This is a genomic window from Claveliimonas bilis, from assembly GCF_020892095.1.
In the GTDB taxonomy this organism is placed as follows: Bacteria; Bacillota; Clostridia; order Lachnospirales; family Lachnospiraceae; genus Claveliimonas; species Claveliimonas bilis.
On sequence record NZ_AP024845.1, the window covers coordinates 927,535 to 953,826 of the forward strand.

A 26,292-nucleotide genomic window follows, 5' to 3' on the forward strand; every position below is an offset into this window, starting at 1 on the left:
TATATTTTCCGTCACTTTTGTATATAATTAAACATCCGATGTTTAATGTATATCATATATCAACTTTTTTGTCAATATTATACTTTTCAAAAAGACTTTTTGTTATTTTTTTGGTTGTTTTGTCTTGTTTTTTTGATATAAAATTACAAAAAGACCCCGGTCACTATGCACAGAGCTGAACCGGGGCCTTTCTTTCCCACATAATTTCTATATCCCTTTTTTCTTACAGATATCATTAAGGCAGCATTTATCGCAATACGGTTTTGTCCTTGCTGTACACACATCCCGGCCATGGTAGACAAGACGGTGACAGAAATCACTTCCTTCTTCCGGAGGAATGATCTTCCAAAGAGCCATCTCTACTTTCTTTGGTTCCTTGATGCCATCCACCAGACCGATCCGGTTTGTCAGCCTGATACAATGGGTATCGGTGACAATGGCAGGCTTGCCAAACACATCCCCCATGATCAGATTAGCGCTCTTTCTCCCCACTCCCGGAAGCTTTAAGAGAGCGTCGAAATCATCCGGAACCTTCCCGTCATATTCCTCCTTCAATATCTTCATACATGCGCTGATATCTCTCGCTTTGCTCTTGCCAAGCCCGCAGGGTCTGACAATATTTTCAATATCTTCTACATCCGCCTCTGCAAGAGCATTTACATCCGGATATTTGTCATATAGGACTTCTACAATCTTATTGACTCTTTCATCTGTACACTGTGCTGCCAGACGCACACTTACAAGAAGCTTCCAGGCCTGATCGTAATCCAGGGTACATCCTGCATCCGGATATTCTCTTTTCAATCTTTCGATCACTTCTGATGCCAGCTGCTTTTTTGTCATTTTTTCTTCCTCTCTTTGTATTTTTTATTTTATACTTTTTTATGTGTTTCTTTAACCTGTGCTCTTCCTCTCAAGACCTCCGGATAAAACAGGATCCAGATCTTCCAAAATCCAGCTTTTCCTGTCCCTCGACCTAAAAAAACCTCCGTTTCTCCCGCATGCTTTCCGGCATTTTGACACCATAAACTGTATGCGGAAAACAAAGTCCCGGGATTCCATGCAGGTAAAGGGATGTTCCTCTGTTGCAACGATCTGAAGGTCGTCTTTCCTGTAAAAAGGATATCTCCCTTCAAATCCTGCCTTTTTCAGCCGGCGGTTTACAGCCTTTCTCTTTTTCAGAATCTCTGTATTTAAGGGTTCTCCGTAATCCCTCTTCGGGTATGCAAGAGACGCCTTTCGGATTTTTTCGTAAATCATTTCATACAAAGGTTCCCTTGCAGGACTGCAAAGCATGGACGCCAGCCTCTTTTCCAAAAATCCTGCCGGAAATTTTTCATAAATTCCGGTCAAAAAAGCGTACATCCCATCCCCAGCCTCTTTGGCAAGCTTTTTCATACATGCTGTTCCCTGTGGACTTGAAGGATATCTTTCCTCCAGGGATTCCTCCACCGGCGACCAAAAGCGAAAAGGCGGAAACTCGATCAGGTGCATAAGCTCCATCTCCAGATCGCTGCATGCCTTTTCCTTCATATATTCATATTTATCATAGATCGTTCCTGTCATATACACCAGCTGACGCCAGTGTTCCTGCCCTTCCACCCAGAAATGTCCGATCCTGTGATATTGATAGCACTGGAACGATTCCTCTATTTCCCGGAACCAGATCGTAAAAACGTTCTCGCTCCCCTGCTTGACGATCAGAGCCGTCTGTCCGTCTCGTTGTGCGATCTGGGCCTGTAGGGGAAATTCCTCCGGATCCAGCTGCAAGTATTCTCCTGTTATTCTGGCATCCTTCAGTACAAGATAACATTCCAGAGCATCGTTCATCATATAGGGAATATAATAACTGCTGTTTCTTGGCCCGATCACCTCTTCGTAAAGTTCAAAAACCTGGTACTGGAAAATCTCCGCCAGCTTTCCGTAAGTCTCCGGCATATCTTTTCCCAGACCGGGAAGAAATTTTTTCCTCTCTTCGTAATGTTCTAGCATAATCCAAGTGTCTCCTTTACCGCTGCCATACGTTCATAAAATGTTTTGTAAAAATCTTCAGAACCGTAGGGCGTCTGATAAAATGTGCGAAGCAGATATGTCTGCAGTATCTTTATCTGCGCCTCTTCAAGCTGGGCTGACTCTCTCCGGCAAAGTGCAAGAAACTGGTGCCAGTCCCAGATATAAGCTTCGTATGCTTTTAAGTTTGCAATGTCCAGCCACTTCTTGATCTTAACTTTGCTCCTGTCCTTCTTTTGGCACTCATGTATCTGCAGAAAATACCGGAATCCGTTTTCTTCATAATATCTTCCCAGCGGAAACATCCTGCAGATTCCCGGACGGAATCTGTGAATGCTGCAGCGGCCTTCCTGATCAAGAAATGTGCATTTCTCTGTCTTTTCATCCATACGAAGATTCGGCAGGATCATACCGTCCACCACATTCAGCTCAATGGCCCCTTCCATCAATTCTGCAAAAGTTCTTCCTGTTCCTTCCGTCATCTGTGCAATATCCCAGGGATCCAGGACAATGGATCTTCCCATGCCGCGGCAGCAGGCAAAGCATCCTTCACAGCCCCGGCAGTCGGCTTTTGCCATGTCTGTCGATGTGTAAAGGCTGCCGTCGGAAATCTCCGAAAGTTCTATATTTCTTATCATAAATTTTCACACTCTCCACTATGGTATCTATCTATAATCCTTCTTCAAATAAGGTCATCTGATGGTAATTCTCTTCTCTGCTGCGGATCCGTCCCTGTTCTCTTTGAATCACAGACTCTCCGACCTCTGCAAGAAAAGGTGATTCCTCTCCTGAAAACGTCAGGATCAGCTCTTCTTTGGCACGTGTCATTCCCACATACAAAAGACGTTTTTCTTCACTGATATCAACAGAATAGCTCTCGCTCTCCAGCGGGATGCACCCTTTCTCTGTTCCGCAGATCATCACAACAGGAAATTCCAGTCCTTTGGATCCATGAAGCGTCATGATCCTGACTGCTCCCGCGGTATAATTTCTGTCCCCGCATCGCTTCAGATCGCTTTCCACGCCCAGCTCAAAGTTCCGGAGAAACTCCGGCATCGTCGGGTAAAATACGGCGGATGAAATCAGCATTTTCATTGCTTCATTTTCCTGAAGCTGCATATCTTCAAGCCAGCTCTTCAAAAAATCCAGCGGCTTTTTCTTCCGGTAAAGGGGCTGGTATTTCTGTATCTGTTCATCCAGAATCTGTTCTGTTACCGGATTCCAGGAAAGTTTCCACAAAATCTTTGCACTCTGCTTCTTTGCGGACATATCATCGGTATGTTCAAGGCAGCGGAAAAAGCAGAAGCTTCCCTGCACTTTTTCTTCTTCCAGGAAACTCTCCCTTCCTGCTGTCACATAGGGAATCCCTTCCTGCCTGAAGCACTTCTCCAGCAGCGCCGCCTGCCTGTGGGTACGGCAAAGTACGGCAATCTCATCAAAAGAGCGGACTTTTCTGTCATACTCCTTCCCGGAAAGAGCCTGGGCTTCCAGCATACCGATTCCACCTGCCATCCGCCCGATCTCTTTGGCAATAAAGATCGCTTCTCCCATCCTGCTCCCTGCCTGATAAAGCCGCACCGGATCCTGATCCGGGCAATTGGGGTGGAGCCTTGAGCCAAGTGCTCCATCCAAAACCGTTTCCGCCGCCTGCAGGATCTGCGGGGAAGAACGGTAATTTTCCGTCAGCCGGATGATTTCCAGATCCGGTATATCTGCTTTCAGGGATTCAAAACATGCAGCGGACGCGCCTCGGAATCCGTAGATGGACTGATCGGCGTCGCCAATGACAAACAATTCTTTTGCCTCCCTGTTCCACGCCTGGATCAGACGGTACTGAAGCGGATTAATATCCTGGAACTCATCTACCAGAATGTAGGAAGGGGTTCCGAAGTTTTTCCCTTTCGCGCCGTTTTCTAAAAGTTCCAAAGTCTCCAGAAGAAGATCATCAAAATCTAACAAAGAATTGTTCCTTTTCTCTTCTTCATACTTTTGTACCGCTTCTTCCCAGAGCCTCTTTTCCTCTTCCGTACGCTCCGGCGGCTCCATTCCTGCCTTCTGCCGTGACAATTCTTCCAGAAATTCCTCTGTCTTCATGGCGATCCGGCTCTCATCCACTGCCTGTTCCGCCATCTCTTTTCGCTCCAGCTTCGTTGTCAGCATGACTTCCCTTCCCTGTCCCTTTAAAAAGGACAGACAAAGGGCATGGAATGTCCCGATCCGGATTTTTGCAAGACGCCTTTTCCCGCCAAGAGCCGATTCCAGACGTTCCGTCATCTCCCTGGCAGCCTGGTTGGTAAATGTCACTGCCATGATATCACCGGCTTTTATTTTCCGGTGTTCCATCAGATACAAAATCTTTGCGATCAGCGTCTTTGTTTTGCCGGTTCCCGGACCTGCAAGAACAGCCACACTCCTTCCCGCACACTGTACAGCCTGAAGCTGCTGCGGATTCAGCTCTTCTTTTCTCTCCTGCTGCCCGTTCTCTTTTTCACTCGAAATCTCTTTTTCTTTTAAAAGCTCTTCCTGATTTTTACACTGTAACCCGTCCTGATTTCCGGTTTCCGTCCTTCCAAGAAGAGCAAAGAAATCCAGCTGCCCTTCTGTTTCCTGGACCTCCTCCGGACGGAAAAGCCGGATCGTTCCATATTCACCGTCAAAGCCCGGGATCCTCTCTGCTTTCCCCTCCCGGAGCCTTGCTATCCCTTCCGCCATCCGATGACCTGATACTGTTTGTATTTCTTCCAGAGGAATCTTTCTTAGTATCTCAAATTCCGGTCCAAGGCGCTGCAGCATATTTTCATATTCTCTGACCACTTTCTTGCTGGCAGCCGAACATCCGTATGCGGATCCGATCACCTCCGGAAGGGGAACAAGACTTTCAAAGTCCGCCGCCTTCTCCGGCCGGTATCCTTCCGCCCGGTCTGCCAGTTCCTCTACCCGGTGAGATACTCCTATAGTAATCTTTTTGCCGCACACCGGACAAATGCCGTCAAATTTGTTCGTTTCTTCCGGCGTCAGACAAAGCCCGCATTTTCGATGTCCGTCCATGTGGTATTTCCCTTCTTCCGGGAAAAACTCAATGGTTCCTTTCAGTCCTTTTCCTTCCTGGATCGCCTGATAGATCCCCTGATAGGACAACTCTATATCCAGAAGGTTAGCCTCCCGCCCAAGCTTTGCAGGGGAATGGGCGTCGGAATTGGAGATCAGATGAAAGCGGTCCAGAGCTGACACTCTCCAGTTCATAGGCGGATCAGAAGAAAGCCCCGTCTCTACGGCATGGATGTAGGGTGTCAGATCTTCAAAGCACTCTTCTGCCGTATCAAATCCCGAAAATGCTCCAAACAGGGAAAAGTGAGGAGTCCAGATATGAGCCGGTACATAGATACCCTCCGGGGACGCTTCCAGGACGATCTCCAGAAGATCCCGGCAGGGTACTCCCAGAATGGGCCTCCCGTCGGAATGTATATTTCCAATTGCCTCCAGCCGGCGCGCAATATTTTCCGCTTCCTCCAGGCCCGGAAGAAGGATCAGACTGTGGACTTTACGTACCTTTCCGTCCTTTTTATAAATAGAACTGATCTCTCCTGTAACAACAAACCGCGGATCTGCTGCCCCTTCTCCTGCCGGATCAGGAATCCGATATTCCTTTTTCAATACATACAGTCCGTCCTCTGCCGGTTCCAGCTTTTCCTTCAGCTCTTCTCTCCAGGCCGGGTGAGTAAAATCCCCTGTCCCTACAATATGGATTCCCTTTCTTCTCGCCCACAGATCCAGATATTCCGGCGTGCAGTCTTTGCTGGTAGCGCGGGAATATCTGGAGTGGATGTGCAGATCTGCTATGTACATAAAGATTCCTTCTTTCCGCTTTTGCTCTGCCACTTATTATAATATGAAAGGCAAAAAAGCACAACCAAAGGCAGGAGGAAACGGGTGATCCGACTTTCCTCCTGCCTTCTGTTTTCCCTCTATATGGTATCCTTCTTTCCTTTCCGGCGTTTCACACACTCTGTCAAAAGATATTCTATCTGCCCATTCATTGACCGGAAATCATCTTCCGCCCACTGTGCAATCTCCTCATATAATTTGGGAGACAGCCGAAGGGGAACCTGTTTCTTCGCTTTGGTTTTGTCCGATGCTTTCTTTTCTTTTTCCAAAAGCTTTCCCCCTCCCGTTCCTGCCTTTTCAACAATTTAATAAAAAGCAGTTTTAATAAAGGCTTCCGCTGTTAACGATCGGCTGTGCATCCTTATTTCCGCACAGGACAACAAGCAGATTGCTCACCATGGCTGCCTTTCTCTCCTCATCCAGCTCCACAATGTCATTTTCATTGAGCTTATTAAGCGCCATTTCCACCATGCCGACAGCTCCCTCTACGATCTTCTGTCTGGCATCAATGATAGCGGCTGCCTGCTGCCTCTGAAGCATAGCGGATGCGATCTCCGGCGCATAGGCAAGATGAGTGATGCGCACTTCCTGTATTTTAATGCCTGCTTCTTCTACTTTCTGCTGCAGTTCACGTCCCATGATGTCTGCAATTTCCTGACTGCTGCCGCGGAGAGACTTCTCATCTCCGTCCTCGCTTGTATCGTAAGGATACTGTCTTGCCGTATTCCGAATAATAGAGTCGCACTGAATGGAAAGATAATTCTTATAGTTTTCCACATTGATCACTGCTTTTGTAGGGTTTACTACCCGCCAGATTACCACTGCACCGATCTCTACGGGATTTCCAAGCTGATCATTAACTTTCTGAAGCTTATTGTCAAGTGTCATGGCCTTCAAAGAAACTTTCTTTTCTCTTCCCCCTGTAGAAATAGATACATTACGGCCTCCATTAGATGTGACAATCGGCGCCCCTTTTATAATAGGATTAATAGCGCTACAGAAAGGATTTACCCAGAAAAATCCAGGTTTCTTCAATGTGCCGTAATACTTTCCGAAAACAGTAAACACATAAGCTTCATTAGGATTGAGTACCTTAAGCCCACAGAGCAGAATGATCGCTGCTGTCTCAACGATAATGCCAAGTGTAATACCGACGCCGATCAAAAAACCGCTTCCGGACAAACTTCCAAATATCGGTCCTAAAACCATAAGGGCAATACCCAGAAGCATTCCCACAATTCCTATAAACATCATAGCATATCCGCTTGCCGGGTGAAGAATCTTTTCTTCCTGAATTTTTTCCTTACTCATCTTTCTTTCCCCCTTCGTTTTAAATTGATATCATTTTGATATCATTATCATAGCATCTATCCTTTTACATGTCAATAAGGGACAGGATTTTCACCGCCTGAAACGGCAAAATTCCTGTCCCTTACTGCTAATTTCCATCGGAATAAATTTCAAGATAACACTTTCTGCAAAGCTGACCGGCCCCCTCCACATAATGCTTTCGCATTGCAACAGGCCAGTCCTTCTCCATATCTGTCACTTGTCCGCAAATGATGCACCGCTCCTGTTTCCCTGGAACTTTCATGCTATACCTTTCCATGCTTTTCACTGCATTCATGCTCCTTCTGATTGTGGATTTTCCGGGCTTTCATTAGTTTATGCAAGATGGAAAAGGTTTATACACTATAAGTTAAAAAAATAACGGGACACGTAGTAAACTTGCATTTTGTTACGTCCCCCGTTATTTTTTTAACTAAGTTTTACTTTAATATAATCATGATGGACTGCTTCCAGGAACAGTCCGAATACATCCGCTGTCTGAAGTTTCATACTGGATGTATTGACACAGGGATGACATCCGAATGTTTCCTCGGCAAGCACTTCCTCGTCAACAAGAAGCTGCACCTGATTGTCCGGGTCGTAGAGGAGACTCATGATCGTCGCCGATCCCGGCGATACATTCAGCAGTCTCTCCATATCCTCCCCGGAAGCAAAGGAAAGTCTGGAGGATGGAATCTGAGGCGAAAGTTCTTTTGTCTGCAGGTTCTTGCTTCCCGGCATTACAAGCAGATAGTATTTTGTTTTCTGCCTGTTACGCAGGAACAGATTCTTGCATATTTCAATCCCGAGAGCCTCATCCACTTCCCGGCAGGCTTCAATAGTAGCTACCGGTTCGTGGTCTACCCGCTGATATCTGATACCAAGGCTGTCCAAAATTTCATATACTTTCTGTTCCTTTTCCTTCCGGCACTCAAAATCCTCCGGTCTTCCCTCATATACGTTCATCTTATTCACTCCCTATTTTTTGATCTACTTCTTCCTTCCATGGAATAGAAATGGACGCTCCCTTTTTGGCAACTGCCATTGCCGATGCCATAGCCGCCCTTTCCAATGCCTGTCTCTTGTTTCGTCCCTCTATGACAGCTGCAAGAAAATATCCGGTGAATGTATCTCCTGCCGCAGTAGTATTCACTGCTTCCGCTGGGACTGCAGGCACTGCAATATTCTCGTTTTTTCTGCTCCAGATGGCGCCGTTTTCACCCAGGGTCAAAACAATTTCCGCCTCCGGGAACTGTTCTCTCATACATGCAATGATGTTTTCCGGCAGCTTTTCCCCTGTAATCTGCTCTCCTTCTACTTCATTGACAAAAAACAGATCTACCTTTGTCAGATCGCATTTTCTTACATAATCGTCAAAAGGAGAAGGGTTAAAGGCAACGGTCATGCCCTTTTCTTTTCCTTTTTCGATCAGATAATCCACTTCATTTATCTCATTTTGCAGAAGCAGAATATCTCCTTCCTCAAAATGTCCCAGCACCTCATCCACATATGCCTTCGTATTCTGCCGGTTTGCCCCGGGAAACAAGATAATGCTGTTTTCTCCGGCGCTGCTCACCTGAATGATCGCATTTCCGGTCCGCGTATCTGATTCTTTTATATAATCTGTGTGCACATGATTGCTGCTGCACACTTCTTTCAAGAACAGGCCGTCCTCGCCGATCAGGCCTGCATGATATACTTCCGCCCCTGCCTTTGCAAGAGCAATGGATTGATTAAGCCCCTTTCCTCCCGGGAAAACTTCCAGCCCAAGAGAGGAAATCGTTTCCTTGGGATTTACAATGTGCTCCACCTGATACGTATAATCAATGTTCAGTGATCCAAAATTTAAAACTTTCACCTGTATGCCTCCTTATCACAAAACGCCGGAGCAGAAAATCTGTTTCCACTCCGGCGCTTTTTATACCTTTATTTAGGCGCACGCCCCAACTTCTCAAACATATCACCGAAAATGCCATCCCGGTAAACAAAGTTGCATACCCGTATCGAATGCCTCTTTTCACCTGCTTTCCACCTCACATCATCTGTGAGATAAGGCGCTTCTACAAGAGCAGATGGACACCAGTGGGGATTGATCATATATCCGATCGTTGATATGTCCCAGATAATTCTGGAAGGAGCCATTCCGTGAAATGGAATCTCTTCTTTCATAAATTTATCATAGTCATCCACTTCCTGTAAATAGGTTTCGATTCCAATCTTTCTTTTTACTCTTCCTCTCTGTCTCTTCTCCACAGCACCCAGCCTGCCAGCAGCGCCGCCAACGCAAGCAGCAAAGCCCTGCTTACGATCAGAGAATTATCTCCTGTCTTGACTGTCTCTGCCCGCTTTTGATCCAGCATATCCACAGTCTGTACTTCTGCGGTTTCTTCCAGAGTAAAGACAATTTCTTCGGCAATTTCATATCCGTTCGGCGCCTCCTCTTCCGTCAGAATATACTGTCCCGGAACCAGCCGTTCAAATTCCTGTGGCACCTTTCCGGATGTCCACTGTGCTATTGTGCTTCGGCTTCCATCCTCCTTTCTCTTTTCCAGCTTAAGTCTGGCGCCTTCCAGCATTTTTCCGCTGCCGGCATCTTTTTTACAGATATGGAGCTTCGTCGGCTCATTGAAAATTTCCAGGTTTTCCGTCACAAGGGCCGTATGCTGGTCTTTGTATGTAAGGCTGGCTTCATATTCCCTGTCATCCAGCACATAGCCCGGCGTCTGCTTTACTTCCTTTACCGTATATTTTCCCAGAAATAATTCCCTGGACTGCGCCGCTTCTCCTTCCGTTGTAATGGTATCCGCAAGCTCGCCTTTCTTCAGCCGTACCGTTCCTTCCGGTGTTATAATGTCCTCTGCTGCCCGGATCTCAAAAACGGTGTCCGACAGGAAAATCTCTTCTTCTCCTGCCTCCAGCTTACTGATGGAGATTTTTCCCATAGCATTTTCATCTTTCATAATTACTGTCTGTATCTCACCGCTTTCAGGAACCGTAAATGTGATCTCCTGTGCCTGGAGATACCCGTCCGGCGCCACCGTTTCCTCCAATACATATGTCCGGCCCACGATCAGTTCCTCAATATAATATGGTTCATCCCCGGAAGTCCAGCTTTCAGTTTCTGTCCGGCTTCCGTCCTCCTCCAGCAGATAGAGGGTCATTTTCGCTCCTTTGATCTCCTGCCCGGTAGTAATGTCCTGCTTGCTGATCCTGTATTTTGTACAGTCATTTTCCAGACGGAGCGTATAAATCTCTCCTCCTTCCACCTGCCCTTTCCTGTCTGTTTTTACCGTATGGATCTTCTCATCCGGAAGATATCCCGGCAGCGGCTTTATCTCCTGAATGCAATATACCGTATCCGGCATCATATATTTTACGGTGATCCTGCCTTCCTGACCCGTCGTATAAGTTGCCTTCTCCTGGGGCCTATTTTCAGGCCATATCTGGAAGCTTACTTCCGGAAGCTTTATATCTTCCTCCCCTTTTTTATATTTTTCTATGATCAATGTGGACGGGACATCGTACACCGTTTTTTCTTCTGTAACTACCGCCGTTTCCTGATCTTTGTATTTCAGGCTGACCTTATATTCCTTGGGATCCAGCACATAGCCCTCCGGCTGCTTTATCTCCTTTAAAATATACTCGCCCAGCCAGAGATTTTTACTGAACACAGGACCCTCTTTTGATGTGGTAATGGTATCTGCCAGTTCTCCTTTTTGGAAGCGTCTGGTCCCGTCAGGCGTCGCGATATCCTCCGCCGCTCTCACTTCATATACCGCTCCCTCCAAATATTCTTTCGTATCTTTCTCGTATTTTTTCAGACTGAGCCTTCCCATGGCGTTGTCATCTGCACAGGAGATAATAAGAGGTTTTCCCCAGTCCAGATCCTCTGAAACAGTAAATTTTATATCCTCTTTGTTCAGAAGATAGCCTTCCGGCGCTTTCACTTCTCTCAGATAGTAAGTACCATAACCCAGCTTTGACGGAAATGTAAATCTTCCGTCCTCATCCGTAGTAAAGGTATCATATTCCCGCACTGAAGGATAATAGGTCGTCATGGTAATTTTCTGTTTCTTTTCATCCAGCAGCTGAAACTTAGCTCCGGCTCTTGGTATAACCTTTCCTGTTCCTCTGTCGATCTTCTGAACCTGTATAGCGCTGCTGATCAGGGTATCCTGTTTATAGACACCGCCAACCACCGTATTTTCCTGCTGTATCGTCACTTCAAAAGGCCTGACTGCATTATATCCTTCCGGCGTTTTCACTTCTTTCACAATATAGGTATCATAGACAAGTCCTCCTCTGGGGTGGTCTTTGCTTTTTGTATCTGCCCGGCCCTTTTCATCTGTCCGGATGCGCATAACCTCTTTTCCCGTTGTTTTTGATGTGATAGAAAAGACCACTCCTTCAATTCCCTGCAGGGTGTCTTCCTTTTCATCTTCCGGCTGATATACCTTGATCAGTTCCAGGTCGCCCCTTATGATGTCTTCCGGCACTTCCGTTCTTTGGTATGTCTGCACGGTTTCCCCGCTTCCTTCCGATGTGATCTTCCGTATAAAAATCTCCTCGTTTCTGTTATATCCTTCCGGCGCCGCCGTTTCCTCAATTGTCACTGTTCCAAGAGGCAGGATGGGGTTCCCCTTTGCATCGCTCCAGAAGGAGTCTCCTCTTATCAGATCTTCTTCCCTGAAATAAACTCTGCCGTCCTCCCCGCTTCGAAATACCCAGGTTTTCAGCGGACTTTTCCCCTGCAGCTCCTGCAGCGTATCATAAAATCCGCCGTAAAATCTGCAGGTAAATTCCGCTCCGCCAAGGCTTGCTGCCCCCTGGGGCGTGCCGATTTCCCAGCCTCCTTCTTTTTCCAGCTCCTTTTCACTGTCGTATTTTACCGCCAGAAGATCCATCTTCTGGTACTGGGGCTGTTCTTCCACCTGCAGGGATTCGTTTCCCTGAGATGTCACCTGAACCTTATAGATACGCTTATCCAGTCCATAGCCCGGAGACGCTTTCAGTTCTTTCACATAATATGTCCCTGCAGCCAGCGTCAGTGTATTGCTCTTTCCTTCCTCATCTGTCTGCAGCTCTCCTGCCTTTTTGGTACAGGCCTCATCTGTATAGACTCCGTATACTGCGCCTTTCAGACTGTAGGCGCTTCCCGTCCCGGAAATTCCCCTGTTGCCTGATGTTTTCATCAAAGTCAGTTTCCCTTCCGGACGGTAATCCCAGAAGGTCAGATCCTGATAAGCGCTGTTTCCCGTGCTGATCTTGTACACATTAAAACCTTTGGGCGCCGGGCTTAAATTGGAAATCCGGCTGATGAACGCCTTTCCATGTCCCACATCGCTCTCGCCGGTATCGTCCACATCCATGTGTCCGTTAGCCACAGAGCCTGCAAGCGAAGTCTCGCCATAGGATGCTCCCACGTCGCCGGGGCCTTTAAATCCATAGTAATAAACCTTTCTCAAAAGCTCATTTCCTTTGTTTTCGGCAGTATAAACAGCGGTCACAGTCATCGCTGTTCCCTTGGAAGGCGGTTTCGCCTCATGACAGGCGCAGAACGCCATTTTCCCATTGCTGAGTTCAAAATATCCTACCGGCATTTCCCTGGTATTATAGCGGAAATCACTGGCAGTCACTGTATAAGTGTCTCCCATACCGGCCGCCTGCATTTCGGGAACTGTATCGGTCACAGCCGGAAACAGAAGCGCCGCCATAGCCAGCGCTCCCAAAAACAATATTCTTTTCCCTTTCCCTGACAATATCTTTCCTCCTTTTTCTAAGATCCTGTCTCAAAATTTCTCTCACATCTGGTATCATTTGGCGAAACGCCTGACTGAAAATAAAAATGATCATTTAGAACAGCAGAACTGCTTTCTGTGACTAATAAGTTAACATATTTCCCTTTTAAATGCAAGAAAAAAATCTGATTTTCTCAAATCAGATTCCCTTCTCCTCAAATATCTGCCGAAACCGCTTTGCATCCTCCAGCGTCGTTTTCCAGCCGTACTTTTTCAGATCGATCTTCCAGCCGTCTTCTGTTCTTTCGACTTTTACTCCTTCTCCCTGAAGAAGCATCTTCTGCATGTCAAAAGTATCAAAAGCCGCCGCACCGCTTAGTATCCCTTTGCTGTTTACTACCCGATGAGCCGGAATATCCTCCCCCAGCCTGCCTTTGTTCAGGGCATAACCAACCTGCCGGGCGTTTCCCGGCTTCCCGCAAAGGAGAGCGATCTGGCCATAAGTCGCTGCTTTTCCATAAGGGATACTTCTGCAGACAATCCCGGCTCTTTCATAAAAATCAAAACCGGAAGAAAAAATTCTGCGGATTCCCACCGCCACTCCATCCTCATCATTAGACAACGTAAGCCGGTCCGCCTTTTCCCGGCATGTTTCGGAAGCATTTGCCATGGCAATTCCAACACCGGCAAATTCCAGGAGAGCACTGTCGTTATCCCCGTCTCCAAAAGCGGCAAGCTCCTCTCTTTTAAGGCCCAGATATTCCAGGAGAAAGCCGGCCGCCTTCTCCTTTCCGGAATCCAGGTGGGAAATCTCAAGAAGCTGAGGAACGGACGAAGTAATATACACATTTTCCACCTTCTCCTCCAGCATTTTCCACATTTGATGTTTCAGGGCCTTTTCCCGGACAACAATATCAATACTCTCCAGCTTGGTTTCATGCTCTTTTAAAAACGCCCGCATATCCTCCACAGGGGTACGTGTCCTCTGTATGTAAGAAACTGCATGGCTGGAAGCGCCGAAGCGCATCGGCTCTTCCGTGTATTCTCTCTGTGCATAGGGCTTCCCATCGATAAATGCCTCAAACACAACCGGCTCCCCTTCCGTACAGCGAAGGATCCTTTCCACGGACTCCGGCGTCAAATAGCATTTCTTAAGACATTCCCCTGTCTTAAGATCATAAAGGGCAGCGCCATTGGATGTGATCGCATATCGGATCTGCAAAAGCGCAGTGATCTCTTCCGGAAGAGAATGAAGGGACCTGCCGCTTGCGACGACGACCTCTATTCCCCGGGCCGCTGCCTCTTCCAGCGCCTCTTTATTCCCCTGACTTAGCTCGCCCCTTCCATCCAGAACCGTACCGTCCAGATCAAGGGCAATACACTTTATCTTCATCTGCTTTCATACCTCTTTACAACACTGTATGACGGGTTCTCTGCATGGACAAAAGGGACTCTCTGATCTTGTCATAGAGATGTCCGCATCCGATGGACTCCAGTACCTTCCTGTCAAATTCCCTGCGTCCGGGGTCCTGCAGCTCTTCTTTTGTATCCAGCACATCTCTGTCACGGATCCTCTCAAAAAGCCGGATGATCTCCTTCTCGTCTTCCGCGCTTATATCCGCCGGATCTATCATATACATCTGTTTCAGCCTTGTGCTGCTTGCATCCAGCACACCAAGCCCTCTTCCGAATCCGATCGCCTCTATGGCAAACATACCGTACACCGAATTCAGCAGGGCATGGATCAGATCTGCCGACACCCCTTCCCTTCGGCGGATCATCCTTGTAAAACGCTGGTCCACGAAGGTTTCCTCCGGGAACCTGGCTACAAACAGCCTTTTATCCGGATTAAGAGCTGTTACAAACTCTGCTTTCGTATCATCTTCCATTTCATACCAGAACCCGCCGGGCCGCTTCAGTGCATCAGGAAGCAGCTTTCCTGTGCCGTTTCTGATATTTTCAAATTTTTCTATCCACTTAAGAGCTCCACTGTGCCCCATCTGCCTTAACTCTTCTTTGGCCCTGTGACAGCAAAACGCCCCGGTATCCGCATATGCCATATAAGACTTTAAAGAAGCCGGCCTTTTCAATACCGGTCTTCGGTATTCTTCTTCCACTTTCTCAATATCTTTCGGATAAAACAGGTCATTCCATCCCCGGCGCTCTCCTCTTTTCACTTCCAGAAGTTCTTTTACCGGGATCAGATGCCTGCGGATCTCTCCAAGCCATGTCAGCTGATGGAACAGAGCGTTTAAGGTAATCCCGCTGCTCTGGATCATCTCGATCTCTTCCAGACCGTATTCTGTCATACTCAGAAGATTCTTTTCCAGTTCACGCCCTACCACAATGCTGGCAACAACCGTTTCCATCTCTTCCGCGCTAAGCTTTCGGACCTCCCTGTTAAGAAGACAAAAGCGGATCCTCTCATCAGAAGAAGGCGGCGCGATCTCTTTCTTTTGCAGCACAACCATAGTGGCGACTACATCTGCATTTTCAAACCACTTTCCGCTGTTGCTAAGCACCACTGTTTCCATATGGTAATAATGGAGCAGCGCGTGAAAAAACCGGTTTCCTACGTCTGTCCCCAGCCAGGAATTAGATAAAATAATTCCCAGACGCCCGTTTTGCTCCAGAAGTCCATACAACTGGAAGGGCATATAAATATACAGATCTTCCTTTCCTGACGTAAAGGTGATCCCTGTATGATTCCACACGGACTGCCGTATCTTCTGAATATATTCCTCTTCATCCAGCGCACGCTTATTGTATTTTACAAAAGGCAGGTTCGACACAATTGCATGAAAAGGAGGGAGCTGCCTTATAATGTCAGACCCGTCCGTCGGACTTTTCAGCACGACATCATCGCCTGTCTTAAGTTCAAACACATTTTTCTGAAACAGATTAATGGGCGTATCCAGCATTTCAATGCTGGTGAGGGCTATATTGGCAATCTGCAGCGGATAGGCATATTTATCCGAAATCCATGTAGTATCCAGCGCTGCTTTCGGATCAGGATTCCTTTTCAGTTTATTTTGAATGACAGCTTTTGCAATGGTTCCCGTCCCCGCGCACAGATCGGCGCACGGCGCCATCCAGTTACGCACCGTGATCTGACACAGAAGATCCGCCAATGAATAAGGAGTTGCATACTGTCCTCTTATCTCCCTTTTTGCCACATGGACCGTGTGCTCCAGCACGTTCTGAAGGACGCTCTGGTCAATGCGCTCGATCCGGTTGGTGTAAAGAAACTGATTATAGTCCACAAGATCGATCCATGTATCCTCCGGAATCCGGTCATTGTATTCCATCTGGCGGAATACATTATAAAAATCTCCCTGCTCCGTAATGCTTCGAATAATCGCATTTCCTTCCTCCGGAACAGAAGTCTCGTCGATACTGCCGATCAGATCAGCACAGTTGTGATACCGCCGGATCAGATTGGCAAAGAGGATACGGTTTGCCCAGTTCAGAAGGACTGTCTTGGCATATGCCTGGTACATATCCTTCTCATCGTTGTCATACTCTTCCCGGAAGGCGTTCCACCACAGCTTCAGCTGAATTTCCATCTTCATGTCACGGCGGGCACTGTCCTCCATATACTCCGCCGTCATGGCTTTGTTTCTCCGGATCAGACGGGTGATCAGATTATCGGAAAGGACTTCTGTAATGGATACCGCCGAAATATCCCCGCTTACAAGGTACTCGTTTACCGTCAGGATGATCTCCTCCAGCACCAAGAGCCATTCCTGCCGGAAAGTGTAGACATCCTCCCTTGTCCGGATATAACTTGTGGCATCCCAGGTCTTTTTTTCCGTAAATTCTCCATCCTCATCCCGTGTATAAAGTTTCCCGTAGGTAAAATTCCAGAGTACGAAACTGTTAAGGCCAAGCGCTTCCGCTTTTCGGGCCGCATCTTTGATAAACGCTTCATCTGTAATAAGTACATCCGGCATTTTCAGCTCCCAGCCCTGTAGGATCTTCATCTGTGCCTCATCAGCGTACAGAAGCACATCAGGGAACATACTTTTTTTATTGACAGACAGCGTGCTTTCTCCGCCTGCCTTGCGGATGCGGATATTGAGCCTCTTCAGCATTCCGTTGATCTGGGAGATAATCTCAATTGCCCAGCTTCTTTCATTGCGCCTTACAACTGTTCCCATGGCATCACTTACCTTTCTTCGAACTCTTTGATCAGATTCTCCACTTCTATATGTTTCCTGCTTTTTTTATCCAGGCCGTCCCACGCTTCCTTCAGCCTTTTTTTTGCCACCTCGATATAGTCTATTTCTTCTCTCTTAAAGAGAGCTACATTCTCATTTTTCTCTATTCCAATAAAATTCCGGCCCTCCATCAGAGCCGCCACAAGGAAAGAACCGCTGCCGAACGTATTGTCCAGTACGACATCCCCCGGATTGGTGTAGGTCCGAACCATATATCTGCCAAGCTCTACCGGTTTCTGGGTAGGATGGTAAACTGCACCTTCACTTTCTGCCGTTTTTATATAAATAATATCTGTAGGATACCTCTCCCCTTTACTTGCCACATGGACCGGATCAAAGTCTCCGTAATTTCCGCACAGCTGATCCTTTCTCACCCCTTTGTCATAAGGTTCGCCGGGCGTCATCTGCGGATGATAAGTCGGCTGCTTTTTATAAAAGACACAGACATCCTCGTACTTGCGCAGAGGCTGTTTTTTTGCATTTAAAAAGTTGGTGGGCTTTGACTTCTCCCACACCCATTTATATTTGAAAATACCAGGCTGGCTTAAGATCAGCTTTGCTGTAAATACACCGTTTGAAGTAAGCACGATCGCCCCGTTCTGCTTGATGACCCGTTTGTACTGCTTCCAGAGTTCCTCAAGAGGAATATAGCAGTCCCACTGATTCTGTGTCATCCCGTAAGGAAGATCACACAGGATCATATCCACACTCCCATCAGGGATCTTCTCCATATATTCCAGACAGTCCCCTTCAAAAAGCCTGTTTATTACTTTACTCATATCTGTCTTTTGCTCTGCTTTTTTCCTCATGCCTGCACTCCTGTAACTTTTTCGTCGGCAGCCTCCATAACCGGCGCCATCCGTTTCTTTTACTGTGTTTTACTTTACCATACCGCACACGCGAACACAAGTTTGTTTTTTCTTTTTGTACCCGAGTCCCCAAAAGCTATATCTTTTATTTCAGAAATATGTATTGCTCTTCCGTGGACAGCTCTTCACTGAACTTATATCCCAGCCTGTCAAACCAGCGGATTTCCTTCAGATCTGAAATATTGTGTTCTGCCATATAGCGTACCATCTCTCCTCTGGCCATCTTGGCAAGGGTTCCTTTCTGTTTCACTTTTCCGTCGTTCCATTCCCCGAACACACAGGTGAGAAATCTGTCACCGGGGCGAAGGTATGCTTCAATACACCGGGAATATTCCTTCGAGGCAAGATTCAGGATCGTCCTGTCCTCATCCATAACCTCTCTGTACAGCTTATTATTCCAGAACTCATAGAGATTTCCTGTTCCCTCCACTTTTGCCGCCGCCTGCATCTCAAGTCGGTATGGCGTCACACCGTCAAAGGGGCAAAGTACTCCATAAAATCCGGACAGTATCCTAAGGTGGTCCTGTATATACTGCATGGCGTTTTCTTCGAAAACTGCCGGAGCCATATACTGATACTGGATTCCTTCATAGGAAAGGACAGCAGGAGTCAGGTTTTTCTTCAGATCCATATGTTTCATTCTATCGTAGTTCAATGATGCAATTTTATCATTGCACTTCCACAGTTTCTTTGCTTCCTCATAGGTGAGGGATCTCACCCATTCAAGAATGCTCCCGGCATCCTCGATAAATGCCGGGAGATCATGAAACTCTGCAAGGTCCGGATTTGTATTCATTTTCTTCGCCGGAGAAATTATAATCTTCATATCAGTCCTCTCTTCTTTTGTCTACAGCGCCAGAATATCTGCTTTCAGTTCCTCTACATCTTCCGGCTTTGTACTCCAGCTTGTGCAAAACCGCACGCAGTGTCTGTCCCCCTCCGGAAACTGGTATTCAAAAATATGCTTTTTCTCCAGTTTCCTCATCTGCTCTTCACTTAACAGAACAAACTGCTGATTCGTCGGACTGTCAATATAGAAATCAATCCCTTTTTTCTCAAAAGCTTCCCGGATCTCCATGGCGTACTTGTCCGCCCGGCCTGTAATTTCAAAATACAGATCGTTCTCAAAGAGCGTATAGAACTGCAGGCCCAGCGTCCAGCCTTTTGCCAGCATTCCTCCGTTCTGCTTCATATAGCTGCGGAAATTATCTTTGAGCTCATTGTTTGTAATAACTACTGCTTCTCCCATCATAGCTCCGCATTTCGTACCCCCTATGTAGAAGACATCGGCAAGCGCCGCAAGATCAGAAAGCTTCAGGTCATTTACCTTGGCTCCAAGCCCGTAACCCATTCTCGCTCCATCTATCATGAGATACAGACCGTACTTTCTGCAGACAGCAGATATTTCCTCAAGCTCTTTTTTGGAATAAAGGGTGCCGTACTCTGTAGGGAAGGAAATATATACCATCTTAGGCTGTGTAATATGTTCCTTCACTCCGCTTGTCCTGTAATTTTCCGCTTCTGCTTCAACAGACGCTGCCGACAGCTTTCCGTTTTCTCCTTTTACAACATGGATCTTGTGTCCTGTATGCTCCACCGCCCCTGTCTCGTGGACGTGGATATGTCCGCTGTCCGCACTGATCACTCCCTGATAGGGACGAAGAGCTGCCGCAATAACGGTATAGTTTACCTGCGTTCCTCCTACCATAAAATGAATGTCAGCGTCAGTACTTCCCAGATGAGTCTTGATCTTCTCTGCCGCCCTTTCGCACCATTCGTCCAGCCCATACCCGCCATAGCTTTCCTGGTTTGTTTTTATAAACGCCTCCAGAACAGCCGGATGCGCCCCATGATTATAGTCATTGTTCCATCGACTCATTTTGAACCACTCCTTTTTTTGTACTTATTTTATTTTAACTGATATTTTCCACAGTGTACAGGAAGAAAAATAAACCGTAAAAGCTGTTGTCACTTTCTTCCTGGAATACAAACTTCAGCTGCTGATTTACGGAAAACAGTAAAAGCCGCTGCCGCTGTGAGCACTTCTGTTATCCAGAACGCATGCCACACGCCGTCCGCTCCCATACTTCGGCTAAGGAGAAATGCTGCCGGAATAATAACTGCCACATAGCGGAAAAAAGAAATTACAAGGGACGGAATGCCTTTTCCAATACCTTCCAGCGCTCCTGAAGACGTAACAGAAACAGCAGAAATGACGAAACCGGCGCTGATGATCCGCAGCGCCCTTCCGCCCGCTTCCACAGTCTGGCTGTTTTCTGTAAACATTCCTATCAGCCCCTCCGGCACCATAAGGCAGATTACCATTCCCACTGCCATGATCACCGCCGTCATTCCCAATGTAACTTTGTAAATCTTCGACACTCTTTCTCCCTCTCCGGCTCCGTAATTATAACCGATCACCGGACGCATTCCCTGAATGATCCCGTTGGCCGGAAGATAAAGAAAGGTCTGCAGTTTATAGTAAATGCCCAAAATGACAATGTAACTCTGAGAATAGACGGATAAAATCGTATTTAATGCGGAAATCATCAGAGAAGGCAATGCTATATTCAGGATTGCCGGTATCCCTACCGTATAAAGCTGCCGGTCTATCTTCCGATCAGCTTTCATGGCACTTCTCCTGATTTTAACCGGAATCGGCGAAATAAAATATACTGCAATGTAGATCGCCAGTGGCAGAACCTGACCGATCCCTGTGGCTAATGCCGCTCCTTCCATCCCCATCTCCGGGAAGGGGCCCAGACCAAAGATTAAAATCGGATCCAGAATAATATTAGCAATGCAGCCGCACAAAAGGCTGAGCATCGTAACTTTCATTCTTCCCACTGCCTGAAAAATTTTTTCAAATGCCAGGCTTTCCGCAATAATCACCGCAAAGGAAAAGGCGATGACTGCATATCTGACTCCAAGCTCCACAACCTGCTCTGCCTCGGTAAACATCCGAAGGAACGGACGGATTGCCGCGATGCACACTACAGTCATGATCACGCCGTGCACTCCGGCCAGAAGCATACCTCTGGTGGCCGCCCTGTCCGCCTTTTCCTTATCCTGCGCTCCCAGATGAAAAGCAATGGCTGCATTGATCCCCACCCCGAATCCGATGGCAACCGCATTGATGAAATTCTGCACAGGGAATACAAGAGACAGCGCAGTCATCGCATCTTCACTGATCTGCGCCACAAAAAAACTGTCTACAATATTATAAAGAGAATTTACCAGCATAGAAACGACCATGGGGAGAGCCATGGAAAAAATCAAAGGCAGAACCGGCCTTTCTTTCATAAAAGTCTCATTCATCATTTCCTCTCCTATTCTAAAGTATATATCATAAAATCCTGTATCAAGGAAAATGCCACACAGCTGCATTTTCACAGCCGTGTGGCGAAAAATAGTCATAAGACCAGAAAAATCCACACAAAATTTTAGTTCTATATTGTATCCTGCATTCCGGCAATCCGGTTCATTTTCTCATAGAGAAAATAATTAAATACCGCCATCGTCCTTCCCACACCGATCATTGCCAGAACAGTGCCGATACCAAGGCCGATCAGATGTCCGGAAAAAATCAGACTAATGCACACAGTAACTGTGACACATCCGAGATCAAAACAGTTTTTTACCAACCCTACCCCTTTGTGTACATGGTCAGCGATCGCCTGAACGATCCCATCCCCTGAATTGGGGATCAAACGCATATTAAGAGACATGGCCGCTCCGATCCCGGTCAGGATAACCGCAAGGATCAACAACAGGATACGGACAGTAAATTCTCCCGGAGAACTTTTTCCTTCTGTATAAAGATCCGGAATCAGAGCCGTAAAAAGATTCATAAAGCGTGTAAAAATCAAACTTAACGGAATCTGCAAAAAATCCATAAAAAGAATCTTTTTCAGATTTCCTCCTTCTCTTTTTATCCTGTATGTATGCAGAACCATTTCCACCAGAACAAAAAGAGAGTACAAAATAAAAGTCATATCGCCAAAGTTTTGTTCAAAGGAAACAGAGACACTGTAGGACACGGAGACAATCGGCGAGGCCCCCAGACCTGTCTCTGTATTCAGGACAAGTCCGAGAGCCAGTACCACCAGACCGGCAATATAAAATATTCCGCGAAATATATATTCTTTCTTCATATTTCTTTACTTTCTATTGCATTTTTTTCTTCTTTGCAGGATGATCACAGTACCGGAAGCCAGAACACATAACAGCCAAATGGCTGCCTGTGTTTCATCTCCTGTTTTTACTGCTTTTTCAGCCTTTGTCTTTTCTATTTTCTCTTCTGCATTTTTATCGGGATCTGTCTGATCCTGTTCTCCGGTTCCAGACGGATCTTCCGGATTCTCACCCGGCTTGTCTCCCGGGTTCCCTCCGGGTTCTTCCTGGGGCTTTTCTCCCGGATTTGCTGCTGCTCCTGTATAGTTCACCGGAGTTGACCGGAACACCAGAGCCCCTGAATCCGTTCTTGCCAGTACATAAAACAGACCGTCTACCGCTGTGCCGACGTTTTCCGTTGTCTTCGTCCCATGAAAACGAAGATTACCGTCACTGCTCCAAACATCTGCATCAGGATCATATTTCCATGTATCCCTCATCTGCTCTGTCCCAAGACCAGATACCGGCCCTGTCACGATCATACCGTCATCAGTAGCTGACAAAGCAAAATCCAGTGTTTGAAGAGAATCAAACTGCCCGTTTGCATCGCGGAAAAAATCCGCCCCGCTTACCTTCCATCTCTTTCCGTCATAAATCATTATATTCCCATATACAGTCTCATTTTGACCCTGTATATATTCTACAAAAGAATCATATCCTCCACATACGATCAGATTATTACCGGATACGGAAACCATAGCTCCACTTCTCCCTTCCGGAAGATCTGGAATTTCAGAATCCGATACTTTTCCTGTCACCGGATCAAGAGCATAAATTACTGCAGTATTTTCACAATTCTCTCCTTCACCTCCTATGACAAGAAGCTGATCCTGATAGACTGCCAGCTGCCCAAAACCAGTACTCATATCTACCGCTGCAACATCCCATGTTTCTGTCTTTGTGTCATAAGTCCCAAGTTCCATCTGACCCTGAGCATTGAAATATATCATATAAATTTTATCTTTTCCTGCAGCCATGGAATAATATTCCTTATAGGGGGACACTATGATATCATCTTTCGGAAGACTGACTTTTTTCCATGTATTATCTTGAATACTATATTGTTCCATATAAATGCTGCCCGTTTCCTCCATTGCTGCAAGGCAGAGGATCTTGCCGCCTGCCCCTGCCATATGCAGCCATAGCCCATTGCGACTTGTAAGATCAACGCCACTTAGTTCTCCGTAATCCAAATCCGGAGCTGCAAGCTCCTGAAATCCTACAGATGTCGCTCCAATATCCAAAAAATTCTGTCCGTATTTTCCACCTGCCGTATAAACAACAATCTGCTGATTTCCTGCTGATCCATCCGGTAAGACAATTGTAATACTCTCCGGTGACCATGACGTCACCTCAGCCTGCACGCCTCCTACCGTCACTGTCCCCGGCTCCTCTCCAAAGAAATAGCCGCAAAGTTCCGCTGTCTTATCCTGCTGCTTCAGCTCATTCACTACCGGAACAAGTCTGGAATCATCGAAAACGGCCCCTGCATCCAGAAAACCTCCGGACACTGACTTGTCCTCTAAATCTATTCCATCCTCCCGGTTCACTGCACCGATTATGCGCGCGCGAATCTCTCCTGCATCGTCACCGTTATCTGCACCATATACCATCGCTGCCAAAGCCGCTACTCCCGATACTGCCGGCGCTGCCATGGAAGTCCCGTCCGAATAATAATAGTCGCTGGCCTTTTTTCCAAATCCCACATTATCAAGGTGAAACGCCGCCCCCTCTGTTTTTCCGGTCATGGTCCCCCTCATTCTGATCGCAATGCTCCCATCTCCATCCGCATCTGTCAAAAACTCTCTGCTGGAAAGGCAGGTACTGGAAATATTCCAGTTACTGTCCCTCACCGCCAAGTAAGCCGGATAGAATCCCCCGTTTACTGTTTGAGTCGAGTACAGGAGATCCCATTTTTCCCCGGTATTTTGCGCAAACCGTACAACCTCTTCTTTCATTGCTCCGTCAAAAGATCCTGCAAACGCCAGATGCAATTCCTTTAATGGATCAACAGCCGCAAGGTCTTCTGCTGAAAATTCAATTTCCAGCGTAAACTCCTCCCCTTCTTCAATGCTGTCCAAAGAAACTTCCAGTCCTCTGCTGCTGGAATATCCCCGGGACGGAACTGCTCTTTCGGCTTCTTTCTCTCCTTCATCCAAAAGTCTTAATTCTACTCTGTCATCCGCATCCTCAAAATCTTCATAAAAATAGCTGTCTTCCCTGTCCTGTATCCACGGCAGATATTGTACAGGCATTTCATGGTTTTCCATTGAATACATGGAGGTATCTGTAGTTGTAGAAGCTAAAATCTGTGTACCTGGCGCAAACACATCTACGGTCTGCCTTCCGTAATTAGAAAAACCGGCCCGGTATCCCTCACTGTCCATCGCTCCTACCGTTACAACATAGGGACTGTTTATTATGCCCCCTGTATTTCTGTCATTATCTGCATAGTTATTTCCGGCTGCAAAACAGGATAAAATCCCTTCCATTCCTGCTTCCGTCACCACATCAGAAACACTCTGGAGCATATATCCGTCATAAGTGCCGGGCCCCCAGGAATTATTTACAACCGCTACATTAACCCCGGCTTTCTTTGCTGTGATCAGATAGCGGTAACACAGAATCGCATTGCTGGTAGCAGAGTTTCCTGTAAGGAAATCGAGCGCCATGATCCGGGCTGAAGAGCTTACTCCCGCCGTTCCCTGGCCGTTATTCCATTGGGCAGCGATTATTGAAGCACAGTGTGTTCCATGCCCCATCAGAAAGTCCATTGGATCATCCGTCGGTCCTGTACCTGAATAATTTACACCATACGCCCCTCCTCCAAGAGCTGTCAGCTCCGGATAGTTCAATCCGTCCTTCCACATTACGTCCTTCAGATCAGGATGATTGTAGTCTACACCGCTGTCTATCACAGCAACAACAGGCGTATCAGAACTGCTTCCGGCATTTGACCATGCCTCTTCGACATTCATATCCACCGCCGGAATGTCTGTTGCATGGGACGCATCATTCAATGTATTTTTAAGTCCCCACTGATATTCATAGCCCGGGTCTGACGGAACATCATAGGGCTCCATAATGTAATTAGGCTCTGCATATACTACCCTGGGATCCTCTTCCAGCTCCCGGATCATTTCTTCTGTATTGTCGCCTGTTACCAGCACGATCTCATCTGCTGATATGCCAGTCCGGCTCCTTGCCGAAGCTGACGCTGATGTCTGACGAGAAGCTGTGATGTTTTCCAGGTCAATGAGGGATTCTGTCTCATACTGTTCCAGAACACTTCCACTTCTCTTTTCCCTCTTCATTGCCTCCGGCTCTTCCCGCAGGCGTACGATTACCTGCCCATCCACATAGTCTTCTCCCGGCACTCCGTATTCCCTCTGTTCCGTATTCTCAGCCGATACTTCCTTTGCCGGGGCTGTCACCGGAATCACAGAAATTGCCAGTACCGCTGCTAAAACTGATGCCGTCGCCTTTTTCTTCACTCCTTTCCCCCCCCTTTTCAGATCATTCGTGTTTTCTATAAAAGAATCCTGTCTTTCTTCGCCAGAATTGCTTCCACCGCCGCACATGCCGGACAGTCGCAGTATTTTGCCCCTGCTTTTTTCAGATCCTGTCCATGAACAGCCACCCCTTTTGCCGCTTCCTCTCCGCCGAATACTTTAGCTCCGGCCTCTGACTGTGCAAAAGCGATCAGACCATCTACTGTCACAATATCTTCTTCTAATTCTGCGATATATTTTTTTGTTTCTTCCGCCTCTTTTTCTGTCCCTACCGCGTCCAGCCACGCCTGGGCTGCTTCCTTTGCCTCTTGGCTGCATGAGGGAGCTGCGATCAGTTCCTTTGTTTTCTCTACTACATAATCTAATATGTTCTTTTCCATTTTTCTCTTCCTTTCTACTTTTTATTGAATTGCTGTTTGCCAAATTGCGAATCTATTTAAAGTTTATCACATTTTTCTGTCTTTTTCGATTTATTTTTTTATTTGCCTTTTTGTTTGTTATCTCACCTTTGTTTTATAACACTGTCAATTTACGAACAGGCGGAAATGTGTTAAGA

The 26,292-nt window shown here is 46.8% G+C and carries 20 protein-coding genes and 1 pseudogene; all 21 read right to left on the bottom strand.

All coding sequences use genetic code 11. The features are described 5' to 3' along the window. Positions 1–207 precede the first annotated feature (207 nt). On the bottom strand, positions 208–843 hold the full coding sequence (locus tag EUBC25_RS04720; protein WP_230107042.1) for an endonuclease III domain-containing protein: 636 nt from the start codon (positions 841–843) through the stop codon (positions 208–210). Positions 844–894: 51 nt separating this feature from the next. Then, entirely contained in the window at positions 895–1,992 is a 1,098-nt protein-coding gene (locus EUBC25_RS04725; protein WP_230107043.1) for a DUF3878 family protein, read from the bottom strand. Beyond that, complete coding sequence (locus EUBC25_RS04730; protein WP_230107044.1) at positions 1,986–2,648, bottom strand: YkgJ family cysteine cluster protein; 663 nt, start codon at positions 2,646–2,648, stop codon at positions 1,986–1,988. The genes EUBC25_RS04725 and EUBC25_RS04730 overlap by 7 nt, the downstream gene beginning before the upstream one ends. Before the next feature lie 31 nt (positions 2,649–2,679). Then, complete coding sequence (locus EUBC25_RS04735) at positions 2,680–5,856, bottom strand: UvrD-helicase domain-containing protein (protein WP_230107045.1); 3,177 nt, start codon at positions 5,854–5,856, stop codon at positions 2,680–2,682. 119 nt (positions 5,857–5,975) lie between these two features. Further along, a complete protein-coding gene (locus EUBC25_RS04740; protein WP_230107046.1) occupies positions 5,976–6,164 on the bottom strand; it encodes a type II toxin-antitoxin system antitoxin in 189 nt (62 codons plus the stop codon). 52 nt (positions 6,165–6,216) lie between these two features. Continuing rightward, a complete protein-coding gene (locus tag EUBC25_RS04745) occupies positions 6,217–7,206 on the bottom strand; it encodes an SPFH domain-containing protein (RefSeq protein ID WP_230107047.1) in 990 nt (329 codons plus the stop codon). A 127-nt stretch (positions 7,207–7,333) separates the two neighbouring features. After that, entirely contained in the window at positions 7,334–7,489 is a 156-nt protein-coding gene (locus EUBC25_RS04750) for a hypothetical protein (protein WP_230107048.1), read from the bottom strand. Between the two features lie 164 nt (positions 7,490–7,653). Beyond that, positions 7,654–8,190, bottom strand: a complete 537-nt coding sequence (locus EUBC25_RS04755; protein ID WP_230107049.1) for a prolyl-tRNA synthetase associated domain-containing protein — start codon at positions 8,188–8,190, stop codon at positions 7,654–7,656. Position 8,191: 1 nt separating this feature from the next. Continuing rightward, positions 8,192–9,082: a ribokinase gene (locus EUBC25_RS04760; RefSeq protein ID WP_230107050.1), complete on the bottom strand. Its 891-nt coding sequence runs from the start codon at positions 9,080–9,082 to the stop codon at positions 8,192–8,194. A gap of 68 nt (positions 9,083–9,150) precedes the next feature. Next, entirely contained in the window at positions 9,151–9,477 is a 327-nt protein-coding gene (locus EUBC25_RS04765; protein WP_230107051.1) for a hypothetical protein, read from the bottom strand. Continuing rightward, entirely contained in the window at positions 9,450–12,983 is a 3,534-nt protein-coding gene (locus EUBC25_RS04770) for a SpaA isopeptide-forming pilin-related protein (RefSeq protein WP_230107052.1), read from the bottom strand. Before EUBC25_RS04770 ends, EUBC25_RS04765 begins: the two co-directional genes overlap by 28 nt. Before the next feature lie 178 nt (positions 12,984–13,161). Further along, the gene (locus EUBC25_RS14975) at positions 13,162–13,542 is read right to left on the bottom strand and encodes an MGMT family protein (RefSeq protein ID WP_230107551.1); all 381 of its coding nucleotides are present in this window, start codon (positions 13,540–13,542) and stop codon (positions 13,162–13,164) included. Positions 13,543–13,614: 72 nt separating this feature from the next. Then, positions 13,615–14,355: pseudogene (locus EUBC25_RS14980) on the bottom strand (Cof-type HAD-IIB family hydrolase); the annotation flags it as partial. Positions 14,356–14,371: 16 nt separating this feature from the next. After that, positions 14,372–17,122 (bottom strand): N-6 DNA methylase, encoded by a 2,751-nt coding sequence (locus EUBC25_RS04785; RefSeq protein WP_230107053.1) that lies wholly within the window; start codon positions 17,120–17,122, stop codon positions 14,372–14,374. Positions 17,123–17,130: 8 nt separating this feature from the next. After that, on the bottom strand, positions 17,131–17,991 hold the full coding sequence (locus tag EUBC25_RS04790; protein ID WP_230107054.1) for a DNA-methyltransferase: 861 nt from the start codon (positions 17,989–17,991) through the stop codon (positions 17,131–17,133). Positions 17,992–18,136: 145 nt separating this feature from the next. Then, the gene (gene yaaA / locus EUBC25_RS04795) at positions 18,137–18,877 is read right to left on the bottom strand and encodes a peroxide stress protein YaaA (protein WP_230107055.1); all 741 of its coding nucleotides are present in this window, start codon (positions 18,875–18,877) and stop codon (positions 18,137–18,139) included. A gap of 21 nt (positions 18,878–18,898) precedes the next feature. Beyond that, a complete protein-coding gene (locus EUBC25_RS04800) occupies positions 18,899–19,930 on the bottom strand; it encodes a threonine aldolase family protein (protein ID WP_230107056.1) in 1,032 nt (343 codons plus the stop codon). An 89-nt stretch (positions 19,931–20,019) separates the two neighbouring features. Next, positions 20,020–21,369, bottom strand: coding sequence for an MATE family efflux transporter (locus tag EUBC25_RS04805; protein WP_230107552.1), 1,350 nt, complete (start codon positions 21,367–21,369; stop codon positions 20,020–20,022). A gap of 131 nt (positions 21,370–21,500) precedes the next feature. Continuing rightward, positions 21,501–22,205, bottom strand: coding sequence for a DUF6198 family protein (locus tag EUBC25_RS04810; protein ID WP_230107057.1), 705 nt, complete (start codon positions 22,203–22,205; stop codon positions 21,501–21,503). Positions 22,206–22,211: 6 nt separating this feature from the next. After that, positions 22,212–25,718 (bottom strand): S8 family serine peptidase, encoded by a 3,507-nt coding sequence (locus EUBC25_RS04815; protein ID WP_230107058.1) that lies wholly within the window; start codon positions 25,716–25,718, stop codon positions 22,212–22,214. 35 nt (positions 25,719–25,753) lie between these two features. Beyond that, positions 25,754–26,116, bottom strand: coding sequence for a molecular chaperone Hsp90 (locus EUBC25_RS04820; RefSeq protein WP_230107059.1), 363 nt, complete (start codon positions 26,114–26,116; stop codon positions 25,754–25,756). Positions 26,117–26,292: the final 176 nt, after the last annotated feature.